Source organism: Pseudomonas sp., assembly GCF_002796985.1.
In the GTDB taxonomy this organism is placed as follows: domain Bacteria; phylum Pseudomonadota; class Gammaproteobacteria; order Pseudomonadales; family Pseudomonadaceae; genus Pseudomonas.
The window spans coordinates 509,971-535,901 of record NZ_PEKX01000007.1 but is presented as its reverse complement, the minus strand read 5'-3'; the positions used below and the strand labels follow the sequence as shown (position 1 = coordinate 535,901).

Annotated in this window: 21 protein-coding genes; 8 read left to right on the top strand and 13 right to left on the bottom strand. The window is 64.8% G+C overall.

All coding sequences use genetic code 11. The annotated features are described in order from the left end of the window. Window positions 1–181: 181 nt before the first annotated feature. Window positions 182–601 (top strand): 3-isopropylmalate dehydratase, encoded by a 420-nt coding sequence (locus tag CTR55_RS08005; protein ID WP_296285385.1) that lies wholly within the window; start codon window positions 182–184, stop codon window positions 599–601. A gap of 19 nt (window positions 602–620) precedes the next feature. Here CTR55_RS08005 and CTR55_RS08000 read toward each other — a convergent pair whose 3' ends face one another. Next, the gene (locus CTR55_RS08000; protein WP_296285384.1) at window positions 621–1,058 is read right to left on the bottom strand and encodes an HIT family protein; all 438 of its coding nucleotides are present in this window, start codon (window positions 1,056–1,058) and stop codon (window positions 621–623) included. Window positions 1,059–1,190: 132 nt separating this feature from the next. Here CTR55_RS08000 and CTR55_RS07995 point away from each other — a divergent pair, with 132 nt between their 5' ends. Then, entirely contained in the window at window positions 1,191–1,895 is a 705-nt protein-coding gene (locus CTR55_RS07995; RefSeq protein ID WP_296285383.1) for a glutathione binding-like protein, read from the top strand. Window positions 1,896–2,138: 243 nt separating this feature from the next. Here the strand turns inward: CTR55_RS07995 and hrpA are convergent, their stop codons facing one another. From hrpA to fadD1, 3 genes are all read right to left on the bottom strand, one after another. Then, entirely contained in the window at window positions 2,139–6,212 is a 4,074-nt protein-coding gene (gene hrpA, locus CTR55_RS07990) for an ATP-dependent RNA helicase HrpA (RefSeq protein ID WP_296285382.1), read from the bottom strand. A gap of 164 nt (window positions 6,213–6,376) precedes the next feature. After that, window positions 6,377–8,062, bottom strand: coding sequence for a methyl-accepting chemotaxis protein (locus tag CTR55_RS07985; RefSeq protein WP_296285381.1), 1,686 nt, complete (start codon window positions 8,060–8,062; stop codon window positions 6,377–6,379). An 85-nt stretch (window positions 8,063–8,147) separates the two neighbouring features. After that, window positions 8,148–9,833 (bottom strand): long-chain-fatty-acid--CoA ligase FadD1, encoded by a 1,686-nt coding sequence (gene fadD1 / locus CTR55_RS07980; RefSeq protein ID WP_296285380.1) that lies wholly within the window; start codon window positions 9,831–9,833, stop codon window positions 8,148–8,150. A 525-nt stretch (window positions 9,834–10,358) separates the two neighbouring features. Here fadD1 and CTR55_RS07975 point away from each other — a divergent pair. Continuing rightward, window positions 10,359–10,595: a YdcH family protein gene (locus CTR55_RS07975; RefSeq protein ID WP_296285379.1), complete on the top strand. Its 237-nt coding sequence runs from the start codon at window positions 10,359–10,361 to the stop codon at window positions 10,593–10,595. 94 nt (window positions 10,596–10,689) lie between these two features. Here CTR55_RS07975 and fadD2 read toward each other — a convergent pair whose 3' ends face one another. Then, window positions 10,690–12,378, bottom strand: a complete 1,689-nt coding sequence (gene fadD2 / locus CTR55_RS07970) for a long-chain-fatty-acid--CoA ligase FadD2 (RefSeq protein ID WP_296285378.1) — start codon at window positions 12,376–12,378, stop codon at window positions 10,690–10,692. 305 nt (window positions 12,379–12,683) lie between these two features. Here fadD2 and CTR55_RS07965 point away from each other — a divergent pair, with 305 nt between their 5' ends. The 3 genes from CTR55_RS07965 to CTR55_RS07955 all read left to right on the top strand — a co-directional run bounded on the left by CTR55_RS07965 (window position 12,684) and on the right by CTR55_RS07955 (window position 15,422). Further along, complete coding sequence (locus CTR55_RS07965; RefSeq protein WP_296285377.1) at window positions 12,684–13,637, top strand: alpha/beta hydrolase; 954 nt, start codon at window positions 12,684–12,686, stop codon at window positions 13,635–13,637. Continuing rightward, on the top strand, window positions 13,634–14,104 hold the full coding sequence (locus tag CTR55_RS07960) for a MaoC family dehydratase (RefSeq protein WP_296285376.1): 471 nt from the start codon (window positions 13,634–13,636) through the stop codon (window positions 14,102–14,104). The genes CTR55_RS07965 and CTR55_RS07960 overlap by 4 nt, the downstream gene beginning before the upstream one ends. Before the next feature lie 142 nt (window positions 14,105–14,246). Continuing rightward, complete coding sequence (locus CTR55_RS07955; protein ID WP_296285375.1) at window positions 14,247–15,422, top strand: MFS transporter; 1,176 nt, start codon at window positions 14,247–14,249, stop codon at window positions 15,420–15,422. On the opposite strand, the gene CTR55_RS07950 is transcribed toward CTR55_RS07955, so the two are convergent. The 7 genes from CTR55_RS07950 to CTR55_RS07920 all read right to left on the bottom strand — a co-directional run bounded on the left by CTR55_RS07950 (window position 15,406) and on the right by CTR55_RS07920 (window position 20,065). After that, window positions 15,406–16,260: an HlyD family secretion protein gene (locus tag CTR55_RS07950; protein ID WP_296285374.1), complete on the bottom strand. Its 855-nt coding sequence runs from the start codon at window positions 16,258–16,260 to the stop codon at window positions 15,406–15,408. The two genes, CTR55_RS07955 and CTR55_RS07950, sit on opposite strands and share 17 nt — an antisense overlap. A gap of 13 nt (window positions 16,261–16,273) precedes the next feature. Further along, the gene (locus tag CTR55_RS07945; protein WP_296285373.1) at window positions 16,274–16,483 is read right to left on the bottom strand and encodes a DUF1656 domain-containing protein; all 210 of its coding nucleotides are present in this window, start codon (window positions 16,481–16,483) and stop codon (window positions 16,274–16,276) included. After that, window positions 16,470–18,458 (bottom strand): FUSC family protein, encoded by a 1,989-nt coding sequence (locus tag CTR55_RS07940; RefSeq protein WP_296285372.1) that lies wholly within the window; start codon window positions 18,456–18,458, stop codon window positions 16,470–16,472. Before CTR55_RS07940 ends, CTR55_RS07945 begins: the two co-directional genes overlap by 14 nt. Before the next feature lie 181 nt (window positions 18,459–18,639). Further along, window positions 18,640–18,750 (bottom strand): cytochrome c oxidase subunit CcoM, encoded by a 111-nt coding sequence (gene ccoM, locus CTR55_RS07935; protein WP_024764625.1) that lies wholly within the window; start codon window positions 18,748–18,750, stop codon window positions 18,640–18,642. Window positions 18,751–18,953: 203 nt separating this feature from the next. After that, on the bottom strand, window positions 18,954–19,115 hold the full coding sequence (locus CTR55_RS07930; protein WP_192430650.1) for a hypothetical protein: 162 nt from the start codon (window positions 19,113–19,115) through the stop codon (window positions 18,954–18,956). Beyond that, complete coding sequence (locus tag CTR55_RS07925) at window positions 19,112–19,711, bottom strand: alpha-ketoglutarate-dependent dioxygenase AlkB (RefSeq protein ID WP_296285371.1); 600 nt, start codon at window positions 19,709–19,711, stop codon at window positions 19,112–19,114. Before CTR55_RS07925 ends, CTR55_RS07930 begins: the two co-directional genes overlap by 4 nt. A 48-nt stretch (window positions 19,712–19,759) precedes the next feature. After that, entirely contained in the window at window positions 19,760–20,065 is a 306-nt protein-coding gene (locus tag CTR55_RS07920; RefSeq protein WP_296285370.1) for an aspartate-semialdehyde dehydrogenase, read from the bottom strand. 228 nt (window positions 20,066–20,293) lie between these two features. On the opposite strand from CTR55_RS07920, the gene rapA reads away from it, so the two are divergent. Then, window positions 20,294–23,146 carry an RNA polymerase-associated protein RapA gene (rapA, locus tag CTR55_RS07915; protein WP_296285369.1) on the top strand — a complete coding sequence of 951 codons (2,853 nt, stop codon included), beginning with the start codon at window positions 20,294–20,296 and terminating at the stop codon, window positions 23,144–23,146. A 314-nt stretch (window positions 23,147–23,460) separates the two neighbouring features. Next, a complete protein-coding gene (locus CTR55_RS07910; protein ID WP_296285368.1) occupies window positions 23,461–23,913 on the top strand; it encodes a universal stress protein in 453 nt (150 codons plus the stop codon). A gap of 68 nt (window positions 23,914–23,981) precedes the next feature. Here the strand turns inward: CTR55_RS07910 and CTR55_RS07905 are convergent, their stop codons facing one another. Next, window positions 23,982–25,640, bottom strand: a complete 1,659-nt coding sequence (locus CTR55_RS07905; protein ID WP_296285367.1) for a phosphoethanolamine--lipid A transferase — start codon at window positions 25,638–25,640, stop codon at window positions 23,982–23,984. Window positions 25,641–25,931 lie beyond the last annotated feature (291 nt).

Below are 25,931 nucleotides of genomic sequence, written 5' to 3'. Positions count from 1 at the left end.
CCTGCTCCTTGGCTCGACCGCCCAGCGGGTCGGCCTGAATGGCGGCGTCCGGGCGATCCTGCCCGATTCACGCTTTCAGAAGACTACTCCAATTTCCCACGCGCAGTGATCCAACCGACAGAAGTCGGCAGGATGGTGCGGGCTGCGCTAGCCTTCGCAGCAGCATTCCAGGAGGAAATCCATGCGTTCGATTCTTGCCGTCGTGTCCGTGCTTGCGCTTTCGGGCTGTGCCTCGTACCAGAGCGATGAAGTTCACCCCGTCCCCACCGATCGCCTGCTGGGCTACCAGCAACCGGGCAAGGACAGCGTCCAGGTCGACGTGACCCGCGACGTGGGCTATATCGGTGGCGGCTGTTACGTCGCCCTCACCATCGACCATGAGATAGCCGCGCGCATCGGCAAGGGCGAGTCGGCCAGCTTCCATGTGCCGGCGGGCAAGCACGTGGTCGGCATCATCGGCGACAAGGACGGCGATGGCCTTTGCAGCAAGGCCATGTTGCGCCGCGAATTGCTGGTGCCGCTGGTGCCCGGCGGCGACAACGCCTTCCGTATCGTCAGCGACAACCGCAGTGGTTTCGACATCAAGCCGGCAGTCGAGTAACCGACGGCCCGGGTGCGCCTCAGCCGTTCAGACGGGCAACGAGGCGCGCCTGCAGCTTCTCCAGCTCTCCCGCATCGGCCTTGTTCGCCGCATGGATGCCCAGGCCTTCACCGGCATAGCGCGGGACGATGTGCACATGAATGTGGAACACCGTCTGCCCGGCCGGCGCGCCATTGAACTGGGCGACCTGCACGCCATCGGGGTTCAGCTCTTCGACGATCACACCCGTCAGGCGCTGCACCACGCGCATCACCTTGGCCAGCGCATCGGGGTCGACTTCGAGGATGTTGCGCGCCGGGGAGTTCTTCGGAATCACCAGCGCGTGGCCGAAGGACTGCGGGAACAGGTCGAGGAAGGCGAGCACATCGTCGTCCTCGTACAGCTTGTAGCAGGGAGCCTCGCCGCGAATGATCTGGGCGAAGATGTTCTGCGGATCGTAGGTGCCGTGCAGGCTCATGCGGGGTTCCTTTTCCATTGACCGGGTAGGGGCGCACCATACCGGTTTGTCGTGTGCGGGTCATGACCGTCGGCGCGCGGAGGTCTATCCTGAGGGCCGACTCAAGTTCCCGCTCACCTGACCGGAGTATGCATGTCAGACCTTTCCGCGTTCCCCATCACCCGCAAATGGCCCGCCGAACACCCTGACCGCCTGCAGCTGTACTCGCTGCCCACGCCCAACGGCGTGAAGGTGTCGATCATGCTGGAAGAGCTCGGCCTGCCCTATGAGCCACACCTGGTCAGCTTCGAGCGCAATGACCAGATGTCCGCGGAATTCCTCTCGCTGAACCCGAACAACAAGATCCCGGCGATCCTCGATCCCAACGGCCCGGACGGCAAGCCGCTGGCGCTGTTCGAGTCCGGCGCGATCCTGGTCTACCTCGCCGACAAGACCGACTCGCTGATCGCCCCCGGCGCCAGCGGCCGCTATGAAACCCTGCAGTGGCTGATGTTCCAGATGGGCGGGATCGGCCCGATGTTCGGCCAGATCGGCTTCTTCAACAAATTCGCCGGCAAGGACTACGAGGACAAGCGCCCACTGCAGCGCTACGTCGACGAAGCCAAGCGGCTGCTGGCCGTGCTCGACCGCCACCTGCAAGGCCGCGACTGGATCATGGGCGAGCGCTACACCATCGCCGACATCGCCACCTTCCCGTGGATTCGCAACCTGATCGGCTTTTACGAAGCGGGCGAGTTGGTGGGCTTCGACAACTTCCAGAACGTGAAGCGTGTGCTGGAGCGCTTCCTCGCGCGGCCGGCGGTGCAGCGCGGGCTGAACATTCCCAAGCGCGACTGACCTCCGGTACCGACCTGCAGGAGCGAGCTTGCTCGCGAACAGATTCCCCGGAACCTCAGACGCTGGGCGGGTTCGCGAGCAAGCTCGCTCCAACAGAGAAGCAAAAGCCGCGCCCCCTTCTCCGTAGGGCGCATAACGCGCCAGTGTTATCCGCCGCGCAGGGATCGGCGGATAACCTGTTCCAGGTTATTCGCCCTACGGAACTGTTCGCGAGCAAGCTCGCTCCTACAAGATCAACCGCAGTCAGGCCTCGACCTGGCTCCACTGCTTCGACAGGCGCTTGTCCGACACCGGCACCTTCGTCCCCAACTGCTGGGCGAACAGCGAGACGCGGTACTCTTCCAGCATCCAGCGGTACAGCGCCAGCTCCGGGTCGCGCTTGCCTTCCTGGGCATGCTTGGCCAGGCGCGCCAAATACTGTTCCCAATACCCGGCCATTTCGCTGCTCCACACACGGTCGCGCTGGACCTGCCCGGCGACCTTGTCCAGGCGCTGCTCGATCGCCTTCAGGTAGCGCGGGTACTCCTTCAACCACTCCAGCGGCGTGTCACGCACGAAGCCGGGGTAGACCAGCTTGGCCAACTGGCCCTTCACGTCGTTCAGCGGCACCGTCATGGCAAGGTCGACCTTGCCCTTGAAGCGCTTCTGCAGGCCGTGCCAGAGCTTGAGGATTTCCAGGGTCAGGCGGGCGATGCGCTCGGCGTGCTCGGTCCACGCGCCACGCTTCTTCTCGGCCAGTGACGCGAGCCCGGCGCCGTCGCGCGGCAGATTGCTTTCACCGTCGAGAATGGCGCTGTCCAGACTGGCCAGCAGGATATCCTCCACCAACGACTCGACACGGCCCAGCTCACGGTAGAGCAGGCCCATGTCGGTCTGTCCCGGCAGCTTGCTGCGCAGAAACTTGGCCGGCTCGGCGAGCTGTTGCAGGAGCAGGCGCTGCAAGGCACGGCGGTGCTGGTAGTCGGCCTCGGCCTGGGTCGGGAAGCGGTTTTCCTTGACCACGCCTGCCTCCTCTACCAGCGCCGGGTAGACCGTCATCGACAGCCCGGCGATCTTCTGCTGGACCTTCTCCGCCACTTCGCCAAAGCCCTTGGCTTCCACCGGCTTCTGCGGCTTGTCTGCCTGCGGGATCGCCAGCGCGGCCTGGCTGGCCTCGGCGAAGCGCGCGGTGAGTTCGGCAAGGTCGCGGCCTTCGCCGAGGAACTTGCCACGGGCGTCGACCACTTCGATGTTCATCCGCAGGTGGCTTTCCACCTGGGTCTCGGCTTCCGCCCAGGCCTCTTCCGGCACGCGGCTGCCGGTCATGCGTTGTAGTTCTCGGCCGAGGGATGCGGACAGCGCGCCCTCGGCGAAGACCATCTTGCCCAGTGCCGCGCGGACGAAATCAGGCACCGGCACGAAGTTCTTGCGGATCGCCTTGGGCAGGCTGCGCACCAGTTCGATGCACTTGGCTTCCAGCAGCCCCGGCACTAGCCACTCCAGGCGCTCGGCAGGCAACTGCGGCAGCAGCGGCGCGGGTACGCGCACGGTCACGCCATCACGCACGTGGCCCGGCTCGAAGTGGTAGGTGAGCGGCAATTGCAGCTCGCCCAGTTGCAAGCGATCCGGGTAGAGGCCGGCGGTGACTTCGCTGGCGTCGCGAGCGAGCACATCTTCCTCGCGCATGATCAGCAGGTCCGGCTGCGCCTTGTGTTCGCGCTCGTACCACTTCTCGAAGTTGGCGGACTGGTAGATGTCCGCCGGCAGGCGCGCGTCGTAGTAGGCGAACAGGGTTTCCTCGTCGGCGAGGATGTCGCGGCGGCGCGCCTTGGCTTCCAGCTCGTCGAGCTTTTCCAGCAATTGGCGGTTGGCCGACAGGCACTTGGCGCGGCTGTTGATCTCGCCGCGCACCAGCGCCTCGCGGATGAACATCTCGCGGGACACCGGCGCATCGATCGGGCCGTAGTGCACGGCGCGGCGGCCGATGATGATCAGACCGTAGAGGGTGACCTGCTCATAAGCCACCACCTGGCCGCGCTTCTTCTCCCAGTGCGGCTCCAGGTAGTTCTTCTTCACCAGGTGGCCGGCCAGCGGTTCCAGCCAGTCCGGCTCGATCTTCGCAACCATGCGGGCGAACAGCTTGGTGGTCTCCACCAGCTCGGCGGCCATGATCCACTGCGGCTTCTTGCGACCGATCACACTGGAGGGGTGAATCCAGAAGCGTCGCTGGCGCGCGCCGAGGTAATCACCCTCCTCCGCCTTCTGGCCGATCTGACTGAGCAGGCCGGAGAGGATCGCCTTGTGCACGGCGGCATAGTCGATGTCGCGCGGTTTCGCCTCGGGCTCGCCGCCCTTGTAGGAGCGAGCTTGCTCGCGAACCTGCTTCGCACCTTTATCGACGGCGGGCTGGCGGCCTTTGTTGTCCTGGGGTTTCGCAGTGTTGGGCTGTTCGCGAGCAAGCTCGCTCCTACGGGTGCCACCGTCTGGCTTGGTGAACGGCAGCTGCAACTCGCGGCAGATCAGCGTCAGTTGGCGGTGCGCATCGCGCCATTCGCGCAGGCGCAGGTAATTCAGGAAGTTCTTCCGGCACCAGTTGCGCAGCGGGTTGGAGCCCAGCGCCTGGCGCTGTTCCTCGAAGCCGCGCCAGAGGTTGATCAGCGCGGCGAAGTCCGAGTCCGGGTCCTTCCACTGCGCATGGGCCTGGTCGGCGGCCTGCTGGCGGTCCATCGGCCGCTCGCGCGGGTCCTGCACCGACAGCGCGCTGGCCACGGTGAGCACTTCCGGCAGGCTGCCCAGTTGCGCGGCTTCCAGCAACATGCGGCCCAGCCGTGGGTCGACCGGCAGGCGCGCCAGCTGGCGGCCCAGCGGCGTCAACTGGCCCTCACGATTCACCGCCGAGAGTTCCTGCAGCAGGGTGAAGCCGTCGTTGATCGCCTTGCCATCCGGCGGCTCGATGAAGGGGAAGGCCTCGATGTCGCCCAGGCGCAGATGGAGCATCTGCAGGATCACCGCCGCAAGGTTGGTGCGCAGGATTTCCGGATCGGTGAAGGCCGGGCGGCCGTTGAAGTCTTCCTCGCTGTACAGACGTACGCAGATGCCCGGCTCGACCCGGCCGCAACGGCCCTTGCGCTGGTTGGCGCTGGCTTGCGAGACGGCCTCGATGGGCAGGCGCTGAACCTTGGCGCGGTAGCTGTAACGGCTGATGCGCGCGGTGCCGCTGTCGATCACGTAGCGGATGCCCGGTACGGTCAGCGAAGTTTCCGCGACGTTGGTGGCGAGCACGATCTTGCGCCCCGGCATCGGCGCGAAAATCTTCTGCTGCTCGGCCGGCGTCAGGCGCGCGTAAAGCGGCAGCACTTCGGTGTGGCGCAGGTTGGCCTTGCGCAGCATGTCGGCGGCATCGCGAATCTCACGCTCACCAGGAAGGAACACCAGCACGTCGCCGGGGCGCTTGCCGATCTCCCGCTCATGGGCGGCGATCTCGTCCAGTGCCCGCAGGATCCCCTGGTCCACGGAGAGATCGTCGAACAGCGCTTCACCGTTCTCGTCCTGCTCCGCCGCCAGCGGGCGGTACCAGGTCTCCACCGGGTAGGTGCGGCCGGAAACCTCGACGATCGGCGCATCGTTGAAGTGCTTGGAGAAGCGCTCCAGGTCGATGGTCGCCGAGGTGATGATCAGCTTCAGGTCCGGCCGGCGGTGCAGCAGGGTCTTCAGGAAACCGAGCAGGAAGTCGATGTTCAGGCTGCGTTCGTGGGCTTCGTCGACGATGATCGTGTCGTAGCGTTCCAGGTAACGGTCGTGCTGGGTCTCGGCCAGCAGGATGCCGTCGGTCATCAGCTTGATCAGTGTGCTGTCGTCGCTCTGGTCCTCGAAGCGCACCTGGTAGCCGACCAGCGAACCCAGCGGCGTGCCGATTTCCTCGGCGACGCGGGTGGCCACGCTGCGCGCGGCGAGGCGGCGCGGCTGGGTGTGGCCAATCAGGCCGTGGGTGCCGCGGCCCAGCTCCAGGCAGATCTTCGGCAGCTGGGTGGTCTTGCCCGAACCGGTCTCGCCGGCGATCACCACCACCTGGCTCTTTTCCAGCGCGGCCTTGATCTCGTCGCGCTTGGCGGCGATGGGCAGGCTGTCGTCGTAGCGCATCTTCGGGATGCTCGCGCGGCGCGCCTCGGCCTTGGCGCACGAAGCCTGGAAGCGCTCGGCCCACTGGGCGAGCTTGGCTTCGTCGGGGTGCTTGCGCAGTTCGTGGAGCTGCCGGCGCAGGCGATGGCGGTCGCGGATCATCGCGTGATCCATGCGCTGCAGGAGTTGTTCGGGAGTCGGCGTGCTATCTGTGGTCATCGGCTTCGCGGGCATCTGGGCGGGAGCGGCGCGAGCAAGTGCAAAGCCGGTCCCTGGAATGGGCTGTCATGGCGACAATTCGTGAATTGTCGCAAAAGACCGGCAGGGGCCGCCACGCCGATTACTTGGCGGCCCGGATCAGCGGGACTTTGCGCCCCGCCTGATCAGATGCGGAACTGGCCGACCAGTTGGCGCAGGCGCTCACCCAGGCCGTTCAGCTCGGTCGCCGTGCGCGCGCCCTTGGCTGCGTCGTCGGCCACGCTTTCAACGCCCCCGGCGATCTGGTGCACGCTGCGGTTGATCTCCTCGGCCACCGCGGTCTGTTCCTCGGCGGCGCTGGCGATCTGCGCGTTCATCGAGTTGATGGTGCCGATCAACTGGGCGATGGCGTCCAGCGACTGGCCGGCCTGGTTGGCTTGGCCACGGGTGCGCTCGGCCATGTCGCTGGCGCGCTGCATGGCATTCACCGAGCCTTCGGTGGTGCCGCGCAGGCGGTCGATCATCTGCTGGATTTCCCCGGTGCTCTGCTGGGTGCGGCTGGCCAGCGCGCGGACTTCGTCGGCAACCACGGCGAACCCACGCCCGGCCTCGCCGGCTCGGGCCGCTTCGATGGCCGCGTTGAGCGCCAGCAGGTTGGTCTGCTCGGCAATGGAGCGGATCACTTCGAGTACGCCGACGATGCCTTGCACGTCCTGGCGCAGGGTGTCGAGGGAATCGCTGCTGCTACGCACTTCGCCTGCCAGGTCGTTGATCTGCGCGACGCACAGGTCCACTTCGCGCTTGGCCGCCTGGCCCTCGCGGTCGGTCTGCTGCGCGGCATCGGCGGCCTGTTGCGCACTGCGCGCGACTTCCTGGGCGGCGGCGGTCATTTCGTTGATGGCGGTGGCGACCTGATCGGTCTCGTGGCGCTGGCCGTCCATCGCACGCTCGGAGCGCTGTGCCTGCTGGGCAACATCGCCCACCAGCCCGGACATCTGCTGAGTGGTGCCGGCCACCTGCTGCACCAGCACATGGATCTTCTCGACGAAGCGGTTGAACGAGCCGGCAAGTTCGCCCAGTTCGTCGTGGCGACCGAGGTTCAGCCGATGGGTCAGGTTGCCGTCGCCGGCGGCCATGTCGTCGAGGTTGTCGCGCACCTGCACGATGGGCTGGACGATGGTGCGGCTGAACAGCCCGGCGAGCACGCCGATCACCACCAGCAGCGCCAGCGCCGAGCCGCCCATGAGCAGCAGCAGGTTATCGATCTTGGCGTCGAAGGCGGCGCCCGCCGCCTGCGCTTCGCGCTCGACGTCGTCGAGGTTCAGCGAGGTGCCGAACACCAGGTTCCACTTGGGCAGGTAATGGGCGTAGCCGATCTTCGGCACGATGCTGTTGCCGCCCGGCAGGGTGAAGCTGTAGCGCACGTAGTGCTGGCCGCTCTGGCCGGCGCTGACCAGCTCGCGGATGGCGTAGACGCCATTGGGGTCACGGTAGCTGCTGAAATCGTCGCCCAGGCGCTCGTCACTGGTGCCCTGGAAGACGCGGACGGAGCGGGTGTCGTAGCCCCAGAAGTAGCCGCCCTGACCATATACGAGTCGCTTGAGGATCGCGATACCCTGCTCGCGCGCCTGAGCATCACCTTCGGCGGCCGCCTGGTAGACCGGCCCGACGGCAGCCAGGGCCACGTCGACGAAGTTCTTCAACTGCGCTTCGCGGTCATGCGTGAGGTTCTCACGGATCTGCGCCTCCTGCTGGGTCGACAACTGCATCAGGGCGACGGTGGCGATGGCGCACAACAGGACAGTGAGCAGCAGGATCGGAGCGATGGCCAGGAGCAGTACCTTGGCGCGCAGTCGAAGGACAGTGTTCAAGGCGATTACCTCAAGCAGATAAAGGGCGCGGCATCCTTGCCCGGATCAAAAAACCCGCCTCGCGGCGGGTTCTTTGTTTATCGGCTCAAGCCTTGAGTTTCTTGAGTTCCTCGTCGCGCAATTCGCGCCGCAGGATCTTGCCGACGTTGGTGGTCGGCAGGCTGTCGCGGAACTCGACGGACTTGGGTCGTTTGTAACCGGTGAGGTTGTCGTGCATGTGCTGCATGACTTGTTCCTTGGTCAGGGTAACGCCCGGCTTGGACACCACGAAGACCTTGATCACCTCGCCGGATTTCTCGTCCGGGATGCCAATGGCGGCGCACTGCAGCACGCCCGGCAGGGCGGCGAGCACGTCTTCCAGTTCGTTGGGGTAAACGTTGAAGCCCGACACCAGGATCATGTCTTTCTTGCGGTCGACGATCCGCATGTAGCCGTCTTCCTGGATGATCGCGATGTCGCCGGTACGCAGCCAGCCGTCCTTGTCGAGGATCTCGTCGGTGGCTTCCTGGCGCTGCCAGTAACCCTTCATCACCTGCGGGCCCTTGACGCACAGTTCGCCACGCTCGCCCAGCGGCAGGTCCTGGCCGTCATCGCTGATGACCTTGCACAAGGTCGACGGAACCGGGATGCCGATGGTGCCGATCTGGATGTTCTGGAACGGGTTCACCGAGACCACCGGGCTGGTCTCGGTCATGCCGTAGCCTTCGCAGATGGCGCAGCCGGTGACGTCTTTCCAGCGCTCGGCGGCGGCCTGTTGCAGGGCCATGCCACCGGAGAGAGTCAGCTTCAGCGCGGAGAAGTCCAGCTTGCGGAAGCCTTCGTTGTTGCACAGGCCGACGAACAGGGTGTTCAGGCCGACGAAGCCGGTGAACTTCCACTGCGACAGTTCCTTGACCATGCTGGCCAGGTCGCGCGGGTTGGTCACCAGGATGTTGTGGTTACCGGTGAGCATCATCGCCATGCAATGGAAGGTAAAGGCGTAGATGTGGTACAGCGGCAGCGGGGCGATGAGGATCTCGCAACCTTCGTTGAGGTTGGCGCCCATCAGTGCCTTGCACTGCAGCATGTTGGCGACCAGGTTGCGGTGGGTCAGCATCGCGCCCTTGGCCACGCCGGTGGTGCCGCCGGTGTATTGCAGCACGGCAACATCGTCGTTATGCGGCGAGGCTTCCCTCACCGCCTTGCCACGGCCCTTGGCCAGGGCGTCGGTGAGCTTCTGCGCATTGGCGATGTGGTAGGCCGGGACCATCTTCTTGATGTTCTTGACCACGAAATTGACGATGAAGCGCTTGAGCGGCGGCAGCATGTCACCCACTTCGGTGACGATGACGTTGCGGATGCCGGTCTTGGGCAGCACTTCCTCGGCCAGGTGCGCCATGTTCGCCAGGCACACCAGCGCCTTGGCGCCGGAGTCGTTGAACTGGTGCTCCATTTCCCGCGCGGTATACAGCGGGTTGGTGTTGACCACGACCAGGCCGGCGCGCATGGCGCCGAAGACCACGACCGGGTACTGGAGCACGTTGGGCAGTTGCACGGCGATGCGATCGCCGGGCTTGAGATCGGTGTGCTGCTGCAGGTAGGCGGCGAAGTCCCCGGAGAGTTTGTACATCTCGCCGTAGGTCAGGGTCTTGCCCAGGTTGCTGAAGGCAGGCTTGTCTGCAAAACGTTGGCAGGACTCTTTGAGTACCGCGAGGATGTTCGGGTACTGGTCAGCATTGATCTCGGCAGCGATCCCTACTGGGTATTTGTCCTTCCAGAAATTGTCGGTCATGGAAGCCCACTCCTAAGCAACAGCTCATCTTTACCGCGTACGCGGTTCTTTGTTGTGTTTGTGTCGCTTTCCCCAGCCTCGGGGAGCGAAAAGCGGGCCGAGATTATCAGCTTTGAGAAACAGCGACCAGCACCAAACACAGCCTTGTCAGTAAGAAAAATGACCGGAGACAGGCATTTCGGTCATCAATCTTCCACTCATCGGAAAAGCCCGTCCCAGAAGGGCTGCGGCCTTGTTGGATTGTCTGACAAAGTGGATTTCATGGAGATGAAACCGGAAAAAAGAACGGGGACTGGCGGTCAGACCTGTCCTCTTCGCAGGTGAGAATCGCCGGAGTTCGATCAGGCAGTTTCGCGCCCGCCCTGACGTCGGATACTGCACGCAGGGAAAGCACAAAGAGCTGCGGGTTGCGGAACATTTCATCCGCCAGGTACCGGCGAAATCACCTTCTGGAGATGATCTACCTCAACACCCGTCGGCTGCGGATCCCGCAGAGTACTTTTGCACTCTCCTGGAGAACCCCCCATGTTTCCCGAATTCCGCGAAAAGATTACCCGCCTGAAAGCCGAAGACCCGAATTTCGCCAAGCTCTTCCATAGCCATAACGATCTCGATCAGGAGATCAAGAACATGGAAGCCGGCATCACCCCTGCATCGCACGACACCATCGAGGCGCTGAAGAAGCAGAAGCTGCAGCTCAAGGACGATCTCTACGAGATCCTCCGCGAGAAAAAAAGCTGCTGTGGCGGCTGTGGTGGTTGACCGGCTCTGGCCGACAACCCGCTCTAAATAATCCCGCTCTAAATAAAAAAGGGGGCTGATCCTGGATCAGCCCCCTTTTTCATTCACGCTCGCCTCAGGCGGTTTCGCGCAGCTCCCGGCGCAGGATCTTGCCCACCGGGGTCATCGGCAAGGCGTCCTTAAGCACGATGTGCTTGGGTACCTTGTAGCCGGTGAAGTTTTCCTTGCAGTAGGCCTTGAGCTCTTCCACGGTCACCCCGCCCTCGCGAGCGACGACGAACAGCTTCACCGCCTCGCCGGATTTCTCGTCCGGCACGCCGACGGCCGCGCAGTTGGCGACTTTCGGGTGGGCCATGACCACGTCCTCGATCTCATTGGGATAGACATTGAAGCCGGAGACGATGATCAAGTCTTTCTTGCGGTCGACGATGCGGGTGAAGCCGTCCGGGTCGATCACCGCGATGTCGCCGGTGCGCAGCCAGCCTTCGGCGTCCAGCACCTCGGCGGTGGCGTCCGGGCGCTGCCAGTAGCCTTTCATGACCTGCGGGCCCTTCACGCACAGCTCGCCGCGCTCGCCCAGGCCGACATCATTGCCATTGTCGTCGATGACTTTCAGCGCGGTGCCCGGCACCGGCAGGCCGACGGTGCCCAGACGCGCCGCATCTCCGTAGGGGTTGGTGCTGACCACCGGCGAGGTTTCGGTCAGGCCGTAGCCTTCCACCACGGTGCAGCCGGTCATGGCCTTCCAGCGCTCGGCGGTGGCGGTGACCAGCGCGGTGCCGCCGGAATTGGTGACCTTGAGGTTGGAGAAGTCCAGTTCCTTGAACTCCGGGCGATCCATCAAGGCGACGAACAGCGTGTTCAGGCCCAGCAGAGCGGAGAAGCGCCACTTCTTCAGCTCCTTGATGAAGCCGGGAATGTCGCGCGGATTGCTGATCAGTACGTTGTGGTTGCCGTTGACCATCATGCACATGCAGTTCGCGGTGAAGGCATAGATGTGGTACAGCGGCAGCGGCGCGATCATCACCTCGTTGCCGACCTGCATCAGCGGCTTGCCGTCCGGGCCGTGCTGCTGCAGGCAGGCATGCACCTGCTGCATGTTCGCCACCAGGTTACCGTGGGTGAGCATGGCGCCCTTGGCCACGCCGGTGGTGCCGCCGGTGTACTGCAGCACCGCGATGTCTTCCAGGCCAACCTTGACCGGCTGCAGGCCATGGCCACGGCCCTGGCGCAGGGCGGCCTTGAAGGGGACGGCCTGGGGCAGGTTGTACTGCGGCACCATCTTCTTCACGTGCTTGACCACGGTATTGACCAGCAGCCCCTTGAGCGCGGGCTGCAAGTCGCCCATCTGCGCCTCGATCAGGTATTCGATGCCCGTATCGGGCAGCACTTCCTGCACCAGCTTGCCGAACAGGTTCACGTAGACCAGCGCACGGGCGCCGGAATCCTTGAACTGATGGCGCATTTCGCGGGCGGTGTAGAGCGGGTTGGTGTTGACCACAATGAGGCCGGCGCGCAGGGCGCCAAATACCGCGATGGGGTATTGCAGGATGTTCGGCATCTGCACGGCGATGCGGTCGCCGGGCTTCAGGTCAGTATTCTTCTGCAGGTAGGCGCCGAAGGCGGCGGACAGGCGGTCCAGCTCGGCGTAGGTCAGGGTCACGCCCATGTTGCTGAAGGCCGGACGGTCGGCGAACTTCTTGCAGGAGCGCTCGAAGACTTCCACCACCGATTTGTAGGCGGTGAGGTCAATGTCGCTGGGCACGCCGGCCGGGCGTTTGTCGTTCCAGAAATCAGGTTGCATTTATTCTTATCCTCATACCTGAGCGAAACCGAACCGTCATTGCGGTCATTCGACGGAAGCTAGCAGTTCCTTTGGTCATCGCAAAGACTCCAGGCGGCGTCATAGACTGCGTGAATCTTGCGCCACCATCCCGGCATGGCGCGGGATAGAGCCGACGGCCGCCTAGGACGGGGCTTACACGACAATGGCCGGGTGCTGTCAGCAATCCATACAGAACGTGTCCCGGCGTGGCAGAATCGCCCCGCTCGGCCCGTTTCATGTCCCATTCCAATAAGAATCGACCCACAAGAATCAGGATGGACCCCATGCCCTACGCCGCCTACTGGCTCGCCGCCAGCGACGAGACACCGCTCTATACCCGCCACTGGGCACCGGAAGGCCCGTCCCGCGGCGCCCTGATGCTGTCCCACGGCATGGCGGAGCATGCCGGCCGCTACGAGCGCCTGGGCCTGGCACTGAACGCAGCCGGCTACCACCTCTATGCCATCGACCAGCGCGGTCACGGCCGCACCGCCGAGAACGGCGAACTGGGCCACTACGCCGACCGCGGCGGCTGGGGCAAGGTGATCGGCGACCTGCACACGCTGAACCAGCATGTGCGCGAGGAACACCCGGACCTGCCGATCATCCTGCTCGGCCACAGCATGGGCAGCTACATCGGCACCGCCTACCTGATGCAGCACAGCGCCAGCGTGAAGGCGGCGGTGCTGTCCGGCTCCAACTACCAGCCGGCGGCGCTGTACAAGAGCGCCCGCGTCATAGCGCGCTTCGAGCGCTGGCGCCAGGGCCCGCTGGGGCACAGCGCGCTGATCGACTTCCTGTCCTTCGGCTCGTTCAACAAGGCCTTCAAACCCAATCGCACCGCCTTCGACTGGCTCAGCCGCGACCCGGTCGAGGTCGACAAGTACGTTGCCGACCCGCTCTGCGGCTTCCGCTGCAGCAACCAGCTGTGGATCGACCTGCTCGGCGGCCTGGCCGACATCACCCCGCTGGAGCACCTGTCGCACATCCGCGCCGACCTGCCGGTGATGGTCATCGGCGGCGAGCGCGACCCGGTCAGCCAGGGCAAGCGCCTGCGCGATCTCGCCCAGGCGATGACCCGGGCCGGGGTGCGTGACGTCCAACTGAAGATTTATCCCGACGCTCGCCACGAGTTGTTCAACGAGAGCAACCGCGACGAGGTCACCCGCAACCTGATCGACTGGCTGGCGGCGCACTGCCCCGTCCCGCAGGTCGAGAAAACCGAGGAGCCCCTATGACTTCCGTACAAAATGTTCCCTACGAAGAACTCGAAGTCGGCCAGAAGGCCAACTTCCAGCGCAGCGTCACCGAGCGCGATATCCAGCTGTTCGCCGAAGTCTCCGGCGACCGCAACCCGGTACACCTGGACGCCGATTACGCCGCCACCACCCAGTTCAAGGAGCGCATCGCCCACGGCATGCTCACCGGCGCGCTGATCAGCGCGGCGATCGCCACCACCCTGCCCGGCCCGGGCACCATCTACCTCGGCCAGAACCTGAGCTTCACCCGCCCGGTGAAGCTCGGCGACGAACTGACAGTAGAGTTGGAAGTGCTGGAAAAGCTGCCGAAGAACCGCGTGCGCATCAGCACCACCGTGCTCAACCAGGACGGCAAGGCCGTGGTCAAGGGCGAGGCCGAAGTCATGGCACCGACCGAGAAACTCAACATCGAACTGCCCGCCCTGCCGCCGATCACCATCGGCTGACGCGCGCTCCGGGGTCGGTCATCCGGCCCCGGAAAATTGTATACAGTTTCCCCCTCGACTACCCTGCCCCCGTCACATCACATCCACTTGGGATAACCGAAGGCTTCGTGCCCGAAACCCCTCACCGGGAATCGGAGCCGCCATGGACCTTCGACTGCTGTTGCTGTCCCTCTGCACCTTCGCCGCGGGTCTCGCCGAGGCCATCCTCACCGGCATCCTGCCCTCGCTCGCCGCCGACCTGCATGTCTCCCTCAGCCTCGCCGGCCAGCTCACCAGCCTGTTCTCCCTGAGCTTCGCCATCGCCGCGCCGTTGCTCGGCTGGCTCACCCGTGGCGCCGACTGCCGCCGGCTGCTGTTCATCACCCTGCTGGTATTCGCCGCGTTCAACGCGGGCGCCGCGATGAGTCCTGGCTACGTTGCGCTGCTGCTGATGCGCATCGGCATGGCCGCCTGTTGCGGGCTGCTGATCATGCAGGCCAGCCTGCTGGCGGTGGAGCTGGCGCCGCCGGCCCAGCGCGGGCGGGCCATCGGCCTGATCTTCATGGGCATCAGCGGTTCGCTGGTGTTCGGCGTGCCGGTCGGTGTGCTGGTCAACGACTGGCTCGGCTGGCGCTGGATCTTCGCCGCCATCGCCCTCTACTCCCTGCCGCTGGCCGCCCTGCTACTGATCGCCCTGCCCCGCCGCACGCTCGGCAGCCCAGCCAATGGCGCGGCCTACCGGCGCCAGTTGCGCAATCCGGCGCTGAACCTGGCACAGCTGGTATCGATCCTGCTGCTGGGCGGGCACTTCACCCTGTTCGCCTACATCACCCCGTGGTTCCAGCAGATCGCCGGGATCACCGACAGCCAGGGCATCGCCCTGACCCTGCTGCTGATCGGCCTGGCGGCCATCGGTGGCGGCTACCTGGGTGGCTGGCTGAGCGATCGTCTCGGCCATCGCCGCGCGCTGATGGTGGTACCGGTGCTGTTTGGATTGGCGATGCTGGCGATCCCGCTGAGCCTCGGTCACCCCTGGCTGCTGATCGGCGCCTTGATGATCTGGAGCACCATCAGTTGGATGATCTCGCCCGCGGTACAGAGCTACCTGCTGGCCAGCGACCCGGCCAGCGGCAGCGCAGGGGTGGCGCTGAACACTTCGGCCATGCACCTGGGCGTGGCCCTCGGCGCGGCGCTGGGCGGTGCGGTGATCAGCCTGGCCGGCATCGCCTGGACGCCCTGGGTGGGCGTCTCGCTGGTCGCCGCGTCGATCTTCTGCGCGACCTTGTCCTGCTGGCTTCAGCGCGAGCGGGCAGACGCCCCGCTCACGGCTTTACGGTGACGCTGGCGGTCATGCCGGCGCTCAGGTGCACGCCCTCGGGCACCTTGTCGAGGTGGATGCGCACCGGGATGCGCTGGGCCAGGCGCACCCAGTTGAAGGTCGGTTCGACGTTGGCCAGCAACTGGCTGTCGGGGACCGCGTTGCGGTCGGTGATGCCGCTGCTGATGCTCTCCACGGTGCCGTCGATGGCAATATCGCCGCTCATCAGCACCACCTGGGCCGGCTGGCCGATACGGATGCCGGGTAGCTTGGTTTCCTCGAAGTAGGCGGTGACGTAGAAGGACTTCTGGTCCACCAGCGCCATCATTGCCTGGCCCGCCTGAACATAGTTGCCCTGGGCCAGACGCAGGTTGGTGATCTGCCCGTCGCGCGGGGCGCGCATCTCACTGCGAGTCAGGTTCAGTTGCGCCAGGCGCACCTGGGCCTGCGCCTCGTCGTACTCGCTCTTGGCGATGGAGGCGTTGATCTGCGCGGTTTCCTTGTCCTCCGCACTGATCGCGACGATGCCCAGTTTGCTGCGCCGCGCGGCTTCGCTCACCCGCAGCAGGTACTGCTGGTGGCGGGTCTCGGCCAGGGCCTTGGCCTGCTCCAGGTTCGCCGCGTAGCGCTCGTGGTCGATGCGCATGATCAGGTCGCCAACCTTGACCTGCTGGTTGTCCTGCACGGCGAGGTCGGTGACCCAGCCGGAAACATCCGGGGCGATCACCACCACGTCGGCGCGCACGCGCGCATCGCGGGTCCACGGCGACAGCATGTAGTAGCGCCACAGCCACGTGCCGGCCAGCACGGCGGCGATGACCAGGGCAAGGGTGACGGCTACGCGAAGGTATCCGCGCATTCAACTTCTCCTCTCAGGGCGCCGCACTGAGCGCCCAGGTGATGCCGCAAAGAATAAGCACGAACAGCGCACAGTCGAACAGCGCTTCGTGCCAGATCCAGCGGCCGAAGGGGGTGGCCTGCAGCAGCAGGCGAAGGACGACGGTCAGCCCCAGGGCAAGCACCGCGTAGATGAACAGCGGGCTCAGGAAAACACCGCCCCAGCCGAACTCATGCAAGCCCATTGGCGTCCTCCAGATGGCACCACTGGCGCCAGGTATGGCGCAATTGCGCCAGCGCGGCTCGGGCCAGGCGGTTGGGTTCATTGTCGCCTTGAAGATCGTTGACCAGGGCTTCCTCCAGCGGCGGGCAGAGGCTTTCCAGGCGCTGCTCGCGCCCCGCGCCGGGGCCTTTTTCCAGCACGCTGCCCAGGGTGCCGAGGAACTGGTCGCGACGCTTGCGCAATGGCCCCTGGGCTCCGTTGAGGCAGGCACGCAGGTGGATCAACTCATTGCCCAGGTCAAGGGCGAACAGGCCATCCTGCCAGCGCCGCTGCTCTTCCTTGGGCAGCAGCGTGTAGTGTCGCGCCAGGCGAATCAGGCGGTCGGCCATGCGCCCGCCGAACCAGTTCTCGGCCTCGGCCAGCGGCCGCCGGGTCAGGCGTCCGAGGTCCTCGCAGGTGGCCTGGATCAGCCGGCGGTTGAGCCAGTCCGCGGGGAGGGTCAGCAGGCGGAACACCAACACGGCGAAGCCCACGCCGATGACGATGCCCTGGGCGGAGTTGAGCAGGGTTGCCAGGTCGTACTTCATCACGTTACTCGGCGCCACCAGGGTGACGAAGTGGATCGAGAAAGACGTCGCCGTGCCCGCCAGCGCCGGCGTGGCCATGCCCAGCAAGGCGAAGAACAGCGGCACGCCCAGCGCCAGGCAGAGCAATGGGAAACCATTCCACTGCGGCAACAACCACTGGCTGACCACCGTCGCCGCCGGAATCGCGTAGAGGATGCCGCGCAGGAAGCCCAGACCGATGGTGACGGCATTGTCACGGTTGGCGAACAGGCTGCAGATCACCGCTGCCAGCGTCATGCCTCCCGTGGCGGCAGGCCAGGCAGTGGCCATCCAGAAGGCCGACATGCCCAATAGCGCCAGCGCACTACGCAGGCCGTAGAACAACGCCATCAGCCCGTCGCGGTGCCAGGACAAGGTGCCGGTGGCGACATCGTCGACCCGCCCATCCGCCACCGCGCGCATGGTCTTCTCCGAGTTCAGGGCCTTGAGCAACAGCAAGGCGCAGCGGGTCAGGCAGTAGCGCAGATCGTTGGAGTAGTTTTCATCCAGGCCGGCCTCCTGCAGGCGCTCCTGCAGCGAGCGCAAGGCGTCGACTTGCGGATCGTCCAGTACGGCGCGCAACTCCTCGAACCAGGGCTGCAGGCGCGCACGGTCGTCGGCATCCAGTACGCTGCGCTGCCGAGCCACGCCGCGTGCGGTGCGCAGCAGGCTGAGCAGATCGCGGGAAAGTATCCGCAGCGCGCGCGAACGCATCCGTCCGCGGTATCCCTCGAACCAGGCGTGGTCGCGCTGCACATCGACTTCGACGATCTTTCCCAGCGCCTGCAACAGCCCCTTGATCTGCCGCGCGTCGGCATCGATTTCGCTGCGTGCGGCCTGCATGCCAGTGAGCCAGGTGGCGTGGGCCTGCTTGTCCAGGTTGGCTTCGACGCGGCGTGGCCAAAGGATGGCGCTGACCGCCGAGGCGCAGAGAATCCCCAGGCAGATTTCCGTACTGCGCGCCACGGCCTGGTCGAACACGCCCAGCGGATGGCTGATCGCTGGCAGGCCGATGATCGCCACGGTGTAGCCCGACAGCACGAAGGCGTAGGACACGTGATTGCGCAGGGAAGTGGAAGCTGCGGTGCAGAGGCCGAGCCAGAGCGAAATGGCCAGCAGGAAAAGCCAGGGGGTCTGGGCGAACAGCGCGAGCATCACCACCGACATGACCGTGCCGATCAGGGTGCCGATCAGGCGAAAAATCCCCTTGGCCACCACCATGCCCGAGAGCGGCTGGGACACGATGAACACCGTCATCAGCGCCCACTGCGGCTGCTCCAGGTCGAAGCGGAAAGCGCACCAGAGCGCCAGGCCGCCAGCCAGGAGGGTCTTGATCGCGAACTTCAGCGCCAGCGTATCCGGCGCAAGGAATGCCTGTAGCGTAGGTCGCACGCGGTCTCTCGAAAGGCCCGGGTCTATCGCTTAAAGATAGTCGGCAAAGGGAATGACGGAATCGTTGTCCACAATATTATTAGCAAGCTAACAATATGTCATCCCGACTTTCGGCGAGGCAAAAAAAACGGGCGACCTAAGTCGCCCGAAGTGCCTTGCGTGCTCTGTGACTCTGTAAGGATCAGCTCTTCTTGTGGCTGTCCTTCCAGATGAAAATTCCGACCCCGCCGAAGAAAACAACCATCAGTCCGACGGTAAGGATGCCTGCTAGAACCACTTCGTCGATGAACATGATGCTGGCCTCCTGTTGCCTACATCGTCTGGGGATGTGTGCAGATTACCGGTGGCCGGGCAGGACAAATTGACCTGGATCAATGGTCGACAAGGCGTTTTCCGGGGAGGGCCGGAGCACTGACGCAGGTCAAGTTTCGGTAAGGGGCGGGTGCGGCGGGAAGCCGCGCAGAGCGGGGCCTGGCGGCCCTGGGAGGGGGTTAATCAGCGTTTCTTGGGCTTGTTCTTGCCCTTCTTGCGCGGCTTGCCCAGCGGCAGCGCCTGCTCAAAGGCCTTGCGCACGTCCTGCAGGCGCTTTTCGTGCACATCGTGAATGCGCTTGTCGCGCTCGGCGGTGAAGTCGATCAGCTTGTCGTCGTTGCTCATGGCAGGGCATGCACCAGGCGGAAAGTCAGATTCAGGCGCGGCGCGACCGGACGGCGCGTCTTGGCAACCTGATGTTGCCAATAATGCTGTGTCGCGCCGGACATGACCAGCAGCGAACCACCGGAGAGTTCGATGGAATGTTCGATTGTGTTTCTTCCCTTGCGCCGCAGGTCGAAGCGCCGCGTACCGCCCAGGTTCAACGAGGCGACCACCGGGTTGCGCCCGAGCTCGGGCTCGTCATCGCTGTGCCAGCCCATGGAGTCCTGGCCGTCGCGGTAGTGGTTGAGCAGCACGCCGTTGAAGCGCTGGCCGGCCGCCGCCTCCACCGCCGAGCGGATTTCCGCCAGCAGCGGCGTCCAGGACAGCGGCGCATGGGTCAGGCCGGAATAGGTATAGAAGGCCTCGGGATCGCCGTACCAGTTGACCAGGCGCGGCACCGGGTAATCACGGCCATGCAGATGCACTTGCGGCTGCTCCCAGGGCGTCTCGGCGAGCAGTTGTTCCAGCCAGCAGGCAGCGCGCGACGGCGAGCACCAGTCGGGGATCAGGCGCAGTTCGGCATCGGGAAGAAGGATCGGGGCGTCGTTGAACAACATGGCAAGCTCGGGAGTTCGCTGATGAGAGCAGTCTACTCCCCGGCCAGGTCAGACCTCGACATCGATCCACAGCCCCTTGCGCGGCGCTCCCTGCACTTCGTCTCCCAGCTCCTCGACCTCCTCCAGTTCCTCCAGCGCCTCAGCCTCGGGCGTGCCGTCGGCCACCTGGCGACGCTTGCGCCGGCGCTGATACTCCTCTTGCAGCGCCTCTTCGTCGGGCCGGCGTTCCAGTTCCACACCGGCATTGCCCGCACTGGGCGCAGGCGGGGTCACCGGAGCGACATCCGGTCGCGGCCTGGGCACGTCCTGCTGGGCAGTGACGGGTGCCAGACTATGGGGAATAGGTGGCAGCATTGCGTTGGTCCTTGGGCGCTAGCCCTTGCAAGAAGCCCGATGGGAAGTCCTCTTGTCAGGCTATCGGCGAAGTTGCGACAGACTTGAGAGCGCCTCGCTACACTTTCCACGATTCGTGATGAGTGCGCGCCCGTAGCCGGTTACGCCAATATTTCAGACGACCGGAGGCGCCGACGGCCATCGCTGAACGCTGCGCGTTCCGGTACCATAGCCGGCTTTTTTTGGGAGGTGTCCATGGCGCAGTATCAACCCGGTCAACGCTGGATCAGCGACAGTGAAGCGGAACTCGGCCTGGGGACCATCCTGGCGCTGGATGGCCGCATGCTCACAGTGCTTTATCCGGCCACCGGTGATACCCGCCAGTACGCCGAGCGCAATGCGCCGCTGACCCGTGTGCGCTTCGCCCCGGGCGACGAGATCACCCACTTCGAAGGCTGGAAGATGACTGTCCGCGAAGTGGACGAGGTCGATGGCCTGCTGATCTACCACGGCCTCACCGCGCAGAACGACCAGCGCACCGTGCCGGAAACCCAGCTGTCGAACTTCATCCAGTTCCGCCTGGCCAGCGACCGCCTGTTCGCCGGGCAGATCGACCCGATGTCCTGGTTCGGCCTGCGCTACCACACCCTGGAACACCGCACCCGCCTGCTGCAGTCCTCGCTCTGGGGCCTGGGCGGTGCCCGCGCGCAACCCATCGCGCACCAGCTGCACATCGCCCGCGAAGTTGCCGACCGCATGGCGCCGCGCGTCCTGCTGGCCGACGAAGTGGGCCTGGGCAAGACCATCGAAGCGGGCCTGGTGATCCACCGCCAATTGCTCTCCGGCCGCGCCAGCCGCGTGCTGATCCTGGTGCCGGAAAACCTCCAGCACCAGTGGCTGGTGGAAATGCGCCGGCGCTTCAACCTCGAAGTCGCCCTGTTCGACCGCGAGCGCTTCGTCGAGAGCGATGCCGGCAACCCGTTCGAGGACACCCAGCTGGCCCTGGTGGCGCTGGAGTGGCTGCGTGAAGACGAAAAGGCCCAGGACGCGCTGTTCGCCGCCGAATGGGACATGCTCGTCGTCGACGAAGCCCACCACCTCGTCTGGCACCCGGAGCAGGCCAGCGCGGAGTACCAACTGGTCGAACAACTGTCCCAGGTCATCCCCGGCGTGCTGCTGCTCACCGCGACCCCGGAACAGCTCGGCCTGGACAGCCACTTCGCCCGCCTGCGCCTGCTCGACCCGGACCGTTTCCACGACCTGGAAGCCTTCCGCCGTGAAAGCAGCCAGTACCGCCCGGTTGCCGAGGCGGTGCAGGAACTGGTCGACCAGGGCACCCTCTCCCCCGCCGCGCGCCAGGCCATCCACGGTTTCCTCGGCAGCGAAGGCGACGAGCTGCTGGCCAGCGTCGAAGGCGGCAATGAAGAAGCCCGCGCCCGCCTGGTACGCGAGCTGCTTGACCGCCACGGCACCGGCCGCGTGCTGTTCCGCAACACCCGCGCCGCCGTGCAGGGCTTCCCGGAGCGCCAGCTGCACCCCTACGTGCTGACCAACCCGATCGAGTACATGGAGCTGCCGCTGGGCGAGCACCCGGACCTGTACCCGGAAGTGAGCTTCCAGGCCCAGGCCGAGGATGGCGACGAGAACAACCGCTGGTGGCGTTTCGACCCGCGCGTCGAATGGTTGATCGACACCCTGAAGATGCTCAAGCAGTACAAGGTACTGGTGATCTGCGCCCACGCCGAGACGGCGATGGACCTGGGCGATGCACTGCGCCTGAAGTCAGGTGTTCCGGCCACCGTGTTCCACGAAGGCATGAGCATCCTCGAGCGCGACCGCGCCGCCGCCTACTTCGCCGATGAAGAGTTCGGCGCCCAGGTGCTGATCTGCTCGGAAATCGGCAGCGAAGGCCGCAACTTCCAGTTCGCCCATCACCTGGTGCTGTTCGACCTGCCGGCCCACCCGGACCAGCTGGAACAGCGCATCGGCCGCCTGGACCGGATCGGCCAGAAGCACACCATCCAGATCCATGTGCCGCACCTGGAAAACAGCCCGCAGGAGCGACTGTTCCAGTGGTACCACCAGGCGCTGAACGCCTTCCTCAACACCTGCCCCACCGGCAACGCCCTGCAGCACCGCTTCGGCCCGCGCCTGGTAGAGCTGCTGGACGGCGGCGATGACGACGCCTTCGAGGCCCTGCTGGCCGAAGGCACCGCCGCCCGTGAAGCGCTGGAAGCCGAAATGCACAACGGTCGTGACCGCCTGCTGGAGCTGAACTCCGGGGGCGCCGGTGAAGGCGAAGCGCTGGTGGAAGAGATCGACGAACAGGACGACCAGTTCGCCCTGCCGATCTACATGGAGCGCCTGTTCGACACCTACGGCATCGACAGCGAGGACCACTCGGAAAACGCGTTGATCCTGCGCCCGAGCGAGAAGATGCTCGACGCCAGCTTCCCGCTGGGCGACGACGAAGGCGTGACCGTCACCTACGACCGCGCCCAGGCACTGGCCCGCGAAGACATGCAGTTCCTCACCTGGGAGCACCCCATGGTGCAGGGCGGCATGGACCTGGTGCTGTCCGGCTCGCTGGGCAATACCTCGGTGGCGCTGATCAAGAACAAGGCGCTCAAGCCCGGCACCGTGCTGCTGGAGCTGCTGTTCGTCAGCGAAGCCGTGGCGCCGCGCAAGCTGCAGCTGGGGCGCTTCCTGCCACCGGTGGCGCTGCGCTGCCTGATGGATGCCAATGGCAACGACCTGTCCGCACGCGTGTCCTTCGATACCTTGAACGACCAGCTGGAAAGCGTGCCGCGCGCCAGCGCCAACAAGTTCGTGCAGGCCCAGCGTGATGCACTGGCCAAGCAGTTCGCCCAGGCCGAGACCAAGATCACCCCGCGCCATGCCGAACGCGTCGAAGCCGCGCGCCAGCAACTGACCGCGACCCTGGACGAGGAGCTGGCGCGTCTGACCGCTCTCAAGGCCGTCAACCCCAGCGTGCGCGACAGCGAGCTGGACGCCCTGCGCAAGCAGCGTGACGACAGCTTGTCGATGCTCGACAAGGCCTCCCTGCGCCTGGAGGCGATCCGCGTGCTGGTCGCTGGCTGATCCTGCTACTGCGTCACGAAAAAGCCGCCACCGGGTAACCGGTGGCGGCTTTTTTCATGGGCCAACCGGCTGCGTAGGAGCGGACTCTGTCCGCGATGTCTAATCGGCGGCTCCCTGGGTGACCCTGGCGTGAGGATGAAACGATCGCGGACGAAGTCCGCTCCTACGCACAGGCAAGCCCCGCAATCAGCGAAACAAGCCTCTCTATTACCGGCGCTTTCAGACACACCGACTACCATTGACGCTGCGCAAGGGAATCTCGCCCATGGGGGGATAGAGTTTCCCTACCAAGCCACTCATTGAGGGAACACATCATGTACGAGCGCATTCTGGTAGCGGTGGACGGCAGCCCGGTTTCCGACCGAGCCCTGGTCGAAGCGGCCAAGTTGGCCCAACTGAGCGGAGGCGAGCTGCGTGTCGTCACCATCGTCGACAGCCCCCTGCGGCATCTGCCCGACTACGCCGTGTACTACAACCCGGAGCCGCTGCGCGAAGCCGCACTGAAAGCCGCCGATGACATCCTCGGCAAGGCGAAGGAAAAGATCGCCGAGTTCCCGGTGAAATCCAGCTTCGAGCGGGTCTGCCAGGAACGCGCCAGCGAAGAGATCGCCGAGCGCATCGAGATCGAAGCCGAAGCTGCCAAGGCGGACATCATCGTCATGGGCACCCACGGCCGCCGTGGCGTACGCCGCCTGATGCTCGGCAGCGTGGCCGAAGGCCTGCTGCGCGTCAGCAACCGCCCGGTACTGCTGGTTCGCGAGAAGTAACAGCGCCCGAAAGACAAAAGGCCCTGCGGTGCAAACCGCAGGGCCTTTTTCATGCTGCCCGCCACGCCTTACTGCGCAGCGGTCATATCGCGCCGGCAGGAGTGGAAGATGTCCAGGTCCGGCTGGTACAGGCTGGTGTGCACGCCATAAAGACCGAGCACCGAGTGGAACAGGTTGTCATGGCTCAGCTCGGCGCCATCGGCCTTCTTCTCCAGGCAGCCGCGGTCCACGCCCATGCCGCCCAGCGCGCCATTGCCAAACCACATCACCATGGGCACATGGGTCTGCGCTTTCGGTGCGATGGCATAGGGCGCGGCATGCAGGTACACGCCGTTCTCGCCCAGCGACTCGCCATGGTCGGAGACGTAGACCATCGAGGTGTCGAAGCGCTCCTGGTTGTGCTTGAGCAGCTCAACCACCCTGGACAGGAAGAAGTCGGTGTAGAGGATGGTGTTGTCGTAGACGTTCAGCAGCTCCTCGCTGCTGCAACTACCCAACTGGTTGGTGCGGCACACCGGGGTGAAGCGCTCCAGGGTCTTGGGATAGCGCTCGTAATACTCGGGGCCATGGCTGCCGTCGGCATGCAGGACGATGATGGCGTTGTCCTTCAGGCCGTCGATGTAGGCCTGCAGGTTCTGCAGCAGGGCTTCGTCCAGGCAGTTCTTGCCGTCACAGAAGGGACCGGGCTGATCCTTCGGGATATCGCGGTTGGGTACCCGCAGGCAAGTGCCCTTGCAGTCGCTGTTGTTGTCCAGCCAGAGCACTGACACACCAACACGCTGAAGGATGTCCAGCAGGCCCTGATTGGTCTTGCCCTTCTTGTCGCTGTAGTCCTCGCGGGGAAACTTGGAGAACATGCAGGGCACCGACACCGCCGTCGAAGTACCGCAGGAGCTGACATTGGTGAAGTTGAGGATGTCGAGCTTCTTCAGTTCCGGGTTGGTGTCGCGGGCGTAGCCGTTGAGGGAGAAGTGGTCCGCGCGGGCGGTTTCGCCAACCACGAAGATCATCAGCGACTTCCTGCCGTCAGCACTGACCTTGCGCGGCATGACCGCATCTTCGCCGATGGGCTGCACCACCAGGTTTTCCTTGATGCCCAGGCGTTGCTTGGTGAACTTGCTCACCGCATAGATGTAGTTGGTCGGGTTGATGAAGTGAGTCAGCTTCTCTTCCTGACGGAACACCGGGGCGTAGGTGGAATAGAAGGCGCCCACGCAGACGGCAACCACTACCAGGCAGCCGAAGATCACCAGCACCTTGTTCAGCAGGCCGCGAAAGAACGGGCTGTAGCGCACTGGCGTCATCCAGATGATCGCCGCCGGCAGCACGCCCAACAGCAGCAGGTAGCCGAGCATACGCAGGCTGAACAGCGCAGTGGCCTCGCCAGGGTTGGTCTCGACGACGTTCTGCACCATCACGGTATCGATCACGACACCGTAGGAGTTCATGAAGTAAGCCGCGGCCGCAGACACCAGCGCCACCAGGGTCAGCGCCGGCTTGAGCAGCGGGCGGAAGGACACCAGGGTCAGCAGCAAGGTAAAGGCCGCCCAGAGGAACAAGGCGAACGAGGCGAAGAACGCCACGCCCCACACACCCTCCATGGGGACCAGGCTGTTCAGCGCCCGCCAGGTGGCGAAGTTGTAGAACAGCACCAGGGCCAGCGAAAACAGCAGGACCAGCCGCGCGGAGCTGACCTGGGGGAAGAGGCGGCGCTTGCCCTCGGACATCGAGCGCACTCCTTACATCGATAGGCGGAGAGTAAATGGGATGGCCGAACCCTGCCGGCCGGCGGCGCAACTCTAGCGGGCAGTTAGTCAAAAAAGTGTCAAGTTGGCTACCCGATTTCGGCCAGTGGTCCGATCTACGATCACCTGGGCAGTTGGCACTACCGTACGTCGCGCCCTGCGTGGCTTTGCCCTGAAAATTCAGCCGACTCCTTGCAGCGTCACGACGACTTCCTAGACTCAAAGCAGAGTGATATCAATCCGCCTTCATCCCCCTCGACATCCGGAGCATCC